Raw genomic sequence first — 5,028 nt, forward strand, 5'->3', positions numbered from 1 at the left:
AGAGTGCACGAAAATGACGCCGCGGGTGATGGCACCATTCATGTCGACCCTCCTGACTCTCACTTGAGGTGCGTCTTCCCCTACGACCTCAGGCTGAATCCGGTGGTCCACACGCGGCGTGACGGGCACCATCATGCCACATCGCCGGCAGGGCACCCGTCGTGGGGCCTGCCGGCGATGTGCGACGTGAGGCCTGCTGCACCGGACCGGAGCAGGTCAGGCGCGGGCGGGCAGTTCAGCCCCCTCCGGGCGACCGCTCACCTGCTCCGGTCCCTCCGGGCGACCGCTCACCTGCTCCGGTCCCTCCGGGCGACCGCTCACCTGCTCCGGCACCTCGGCCGCCTCCTCCTCGTCGTCGACGAAGAGCTGGGCGGCCTGCGCCGAGCTGTACTGCTCGACGTCGAGGATGCCCTCCCGCTTGGCGACGACGGTCGGCACGAGCGCCTGACCGGCGACGTTGGTCGCGGTGCGGCCCATGTCGAGGATCGGGTCGATCGCCAGGAGCAGCCCGACCCCCTCGAGCGGCAGCCCCAGCGTCGACAGGGTGAGGGTGAGCATGACGATCGCGCCGGTGAGGCCCGCCGTCGCGGCCGAGCCGACCACCGAGACGAACGCGATGAGCAGGTAGTCCGTGACCGCGAGCTCGACCCCGAAGAACTGCGCGACGAAGATCGCCGCGAGCGCCGGGTAGATCGAGGCGCAGCCGTCCATCTTCGTCGTCGAGCCCAGCGGCACGGCGAACGAGGCGTAGGAGGACGGCACCCCGAGGTTGCGCTCGACCACCCGCTGCGTCAGGGGCAGCGTGCCGATCGAGGAGCGCGAGACGAACCCGAGCTGGATGGCGGGCCACGCACCGCGGTAGAAGCGGGTGACCGACAGCCCGTTGGTGCGCAGCACGAGCGGGTAGACGACGAGCAGGACGAGCGCCAGGCCGAGGTAGACCGCCCCGGCGAAGGTGCCGAGCGGGGCCAGGGAGTCCCAGCCGTAGGTGGCGATCGCCCGCCCGATGAGGCCGAGCGTGCCGAGCGGGGCGAGGCGGATGATCCACCACAGCACCTTCTGGATGATCGCCAGCAGCGAGCGGTTGACCGAGAGGAACGGCTCCGCCTTCTTGCCCACCTTGAGCGCGGCCAGCCCCACGACCAGGGCCATGACGAGGATCTGCAGGACGTTGAAGCTCACCGCGCTGCTCACCGCGCCGCCCTCGCCGACGGAGACGGAGGTCTCCAGGCCGAGGAAGTTCCCCGGGACCAGCCCACCGAGGAAGTCGAGCCAGCTGCCGGTGCGCCCGGGCTCCGCTGCGGCCTCGGCCCCGACGGAGGTGTTGACGCCGGGGCGCATGACCAAGCCGAGCCCGATGCCGATGACGACGGAGGCAGCGGCGGTGATGGCGAACCACACGAGGGTCTGCCCGGCGAGGCGGGCCGCGTTGGCCACGCCGCGCAGGTTGGCGATCGAGGCGACGATCGCGGTGAAGACCAGCGGCGGGACGGTGGCCCGCAGCAGGCTGACGAAGGTCGAGCCGATGGTCTCCAGCGCGACGGTGAGTCCGTTGGGCTCACCGGCGGGCGTCTCGCCGATGGTGAGCGCCCACGAGCCGAGCAGGACGCCGACGACGAGCGCGAGCAGGATCTGGACGGTGAAGGACGGCGCGCGCAGCCGGCGCCGTGCAGGGGGTGCGGATGTTGACGTGGACATGGTGGCCTTTCACGACGACAGGAGAAGGTGGGGATGCGCGCACGCACGAGTGTGCGGCGCCGGGGCGCGGGAGCACGGAGCCCGAGGGTGACCCGGCGGGTGCCGGTCAGGTCCGGCGTCGGTGCCGGGAGGGGCCGTGGGTCAGCGGTGGGTCAGCTGGTCCCGCGTGCTCAGGGACGACAACACAGCGCGCTGGCCTGCCGACGCAGGTCGCACTCGTAGCGCGCGGTGAGGTTCCAGCAGTTGAGCACACACTCTCCTCGAGGGTGAGGCCCGCCCGGTCGCGAGCCGCGGACACACTAACCCAGGTGTCCGCGCCATGCGACAGATGTGACCTAGATCATCTCGCGGATGGCCTTCATCGCCTTCTTGCGCTCCGCCCGGTCGAGGCGGTCGATATAGAGCACGCCGTCGAGGTGGTCCATCTCGTGCTGGAGGCAGCGGGCCATGAGCTCCTCCCCCTCGACGACGACCTTCTTGCCGTCGAGGTCGATCCCCTCGACGCGGGCGTACCAGGCGCGCTCGGTGGGGAACCACAGGCCGGGGACGGACAGGCAGCCCTCGTCGCCGTCCTGGTACTCGTCCTCGGAGACCTCGACGAGACGCGGGTTGAGGACGTAGCCGATGTCGTCCTCGATGTTCCACGAGAACGCCCGCAGGCTCACCCCGATCTGGTTGGCGGCCAGGCCGGCCCGGCCCTCGTGGTCGACCGTCTCGAGCAGGTCCTCCACCAGCGCCTTGACGCGGTCGTCGATCTCCGTGATCGGTTCGCACGGGGTACGCAGGACCGGGTCGCCCACGATGCGGATGTCTCGCATAGCCATGGCGTCAGTTTCCCACGGCCGGGCCGGTGTTCCGAACGCCTCAGCCGGTCGCGGCGATCGCGCCGCGCCCGGCCTGCCGCCCCGAGAACAGGCAGCCGCCGAGGAAGGTGCCCTCCAGGGAGCGGTACCCGTGCATGCCGCCGCCCCCGAATCCGGCTGCCTCTCCCGCGGCGAACAGCCCGGGGAGCACGGTGCCGTCGGGGCGCAGCACCCGCGCGTCGAGGTCGGTCTCGATGCCGCCGAGGGTCTTGCGGGTGAGGATGCGGAGCTTGACCGCGACGAGCGGCCCGGCGGCGGGGTCGAGGAGCCGGTGCGGGGCGGCGACCCGCACGAGGCGGTCCCCCCGGTAGGCACGGGCCTGGCGCAGCGCCACCACCTGGGCGTCCTTGGTGAACTCGTTGGTCAGCTCGCGGTCACGGGCGTGGACCGCCTCGGCGACGACGTCGGGGTCGAGTGGCGCCTCGGGGGCGAGGCGGTTCATCCCGGCGACGAGGTCGGGCAGGGAGTCGGCGACGACGAAGTCCGGGCCACGGAGCATGAACTCGGCGACCGGTCCGGGCGGGCCGGGCCGCAGCCGCTCCAGCAGGAGGCGCAGGTCCCTGCCGGTGAGGTCGGGGTTCTGCTCGCTGCCGGACAGCGCGAACTCCTTCTCGATGATGCGCTCGGTGAGGACGAACCAGCTGTGGTCGTGCCCGCCGGTGCGGAGGTGTCGCAGGGTGGCGAGGGTGTCGAAGCCGGGGAACAGCGGCGGGGGCAGCCGGCGGCCGGTGGCGTCGAGCCACAGCGAGGACGGCCCGGGCAGGATGCGGATGCCGTGGCCGGGCCACACCGGGGCGTAGTTCTGCACGCCCTCGGTGTAGTGCCACATCCGGTCCCGGTTGACCAGGCTCGCCCCGGCCGCGTCCGCCACCTCGAGCATGGACCCGTCGACGTAGGCGGGCACGCCGGTGAGCATGTGTCGCGGCGGGCTGCCGAGCGTCGGCGGCCACCAGCGGCGCACGAGCTCGTGGTTGCCACCGATGCCGCCGGAGGCGACGACCACGGCCTGGGAACGCAGCACGAAGTCCCCCACGACCTCCCGGGTGGTCGCCACGCCGCGGGCGGAGCGGTCGGCCGCCAGGAGCCGGCCGGCGACGCCGTCGACGTTCCCCGCCGTCGTCGTCAGCCGCGTGACGCGGTGGCGCGGGGCGAGCCGGACGAGCCCGGCGTCGACGGCGGCGCGCACCTGCCGGGCGAAGGGCGCCACCACGCCGGGACCGGTGCCCCACACGATGTGGAAGCGCGGCACGGAGTTCCCCGGCCCCGTGGCGAGCCCGCCGCCGCGCTCCGCCCAGCCGACCACCGGGAAGAACCGCACACCGAGCGAGTGCAGCCAGGCGCGCTTCTCCCCGGCGGCGAAGTCGACGTAGGCCCGGGCCCACCGCTGCGGCCAGCGGTCCTCCCGGGGCCGGTCGAATCCGGCGGTGCCCTGCCAGTCCTGCCAGGCGAGGTCCCGGCTGTCGCGGATGCCCATGCGGCGCTGCTCCGGGGAGTCGACGAGGAACAGCCCGCCGAAGGACCAGAAGGCCTGGCCGCCGAGGTCCTGGAGCGGCTCCTGGTCCACGAGGACGACGCGCCGCCCGGCGCCGGCCAGCTCGGCGGTGGCGACGAGCCCGGCGAGCCCGGCCCCCACGACGATGACGTCCGCGTCCATGGGTCCCTTCCCCGCGGCGCCCGCGCACCGCTGCCGTGGCCAGGCTAACGAGACGCGGTGGCCCGGGGGTCGTGATGGGCGAGGCCAGATGCGTCCGCGTGCCTCCGGTTGAGGGCCGGTCGGTGCCGCTGAGACACTTGTCGGGCAGAGCCTGGTCCGGCCGAGGGAGGCCCGATGGTCTCGTCGTACCGCGTGGCGTGGTGGAACCTGGAGAACCTCTTCGACGAGCGGGACGCGCCCGACCGGTCGGACAAGCTGCAGCGCGCCATCGGCCGGGACCTCGCCGGCTGGACCCGCGAGCGCCGCGACACCAAGATCGCCCAGCTCGCCTCGGCGATCGCCCGGATGGGCGACGGTGCAGGACCCGACCTGCTCGGGGTGTGCGAGGTGGAGAACGAGCGTGTGCTCGGGCTCCTGCGGGACCGGCTCGCCGCCGCACTGCCCGACCGCAGCTATGCCGTCGTGCACGCCGACACCTCCGACCAGCGCGGCATCGACGTCGCCTTCGTCTACGACACTGCCTACTTCACGGCCGGGGAGCACTTCCAGCACGTCGTCATGCGCCGGACCGCCACTCGGGAGATCCTCCAGGTCAACTTCCGCACGCACCGCGACCGGCTGTGGGTGCTGTTCGCCAACCACTGGCCCTCGCGCAGCGGCGGGGCGGAGGTGACGGCCGGGTACCGCGCCATCGCGGGTGAGACGCTGGCGTACTTCCACGAGCGGGTGCGGCAGGTCCACGGGGCCGACACCCCGGTGCTCGTCATGGGCGACTTCAACGACGAGCCGTTCGACGACTCACTGGTCCGTCAT

Annotated in this window: 4 protein-coding genes; 1 reads left to right on the forward strand and 3 read right to left on the reverse strand. The window is 72.7% G+C overall.

Features of this window, described 5'->3' with window-relative positions:
• Nucleotides 1-216: 216 nt before the first annotated feature.
• From Q0195_RS05425 to Q0195_RS05435, 3 genes are all read right to left on the reverse strand, one after another.
• Nucleotides 217-1,698: a dicarboxylate/amino acid:cation symporter gene (locus Q0195_RS05425; protein WP_299275615.1), complete on the reverse strand. Its 1,482-nt coding sequence runs from the start codon at nucleotides 1,696-1,698 to the stop codon at nucleotides 217-219.
• Between the two features lie 335 nt (nucleotides 1,699-2,033).
• Entirely contained in the window at nucleotides 2,034-2,522 is a 489-nt protein-coding gene (gene def, locus Q0195_RS05430) for a peptide deformylase (RefSeq protein ID WP_299275617.1), read from the reverse strand.
• A gap of 40 nt (nucleotides 2,523-2,562) precedes the next feature.
• Complete coding sequence (locus tag Q0195_RS05435) at nucleotides 2,563-4,215, reverse strand: FAD-binding dehydrogenase (RefSeq protein ID WP_299275619.1); 1,653 nt, start codon at nucleotides 4,213-4,215, stop codon at nucleotides 2,563-2,565.
• 174 nt (nucleotides 4,216-4,389) lie between these two features.
• Between Q0195_RS05435 and Q0195_RS05440 the strand changes: the two genes are divergently transcribed.
• Nucleotides 4,390-5,028: endonuclease/exonuclease/phosphatase family protein (locus Q0195_RS05440; RefSeq protein WP_299275622.1), on the forward strand; the 639-nt coding region annotated here is incomplete at its 3' end.

The sequence above is a fragment of the uncultured Georgenia sp. genome, from assembly GCF_937958535.1.
Lineage (GTDB): Bacteria > Actinomycetota > Actinomycetes > Actinomycetales > Actinomycetaceae > Oceanitalea.

Excerpts from the sequence above, each read along its gene's own strand:
- Q0195_RS05425 (WP_299275615.1), bottom strand. The coding sequence starts at position 1,698 with ATGTCCACGTCAACATCCGCACCCCCTGCACGGCGCCGGCTGCGCGCG.
- def (WP_299275617.1), bottom strand. The coding sequence starts at position 2,522 with ATGGCTATGCGAGACATCCGCATCGTGGGCGACCCGGTCCTGCGTACC.
- Q0195_RS05435 (WP_299275619.1), bottom strand. The coding sequence starts at position 4,215 with ATGGACGCGGACGTCATCGTCGTGGGGGCCGGGCTCGCCGGGCTCGTC.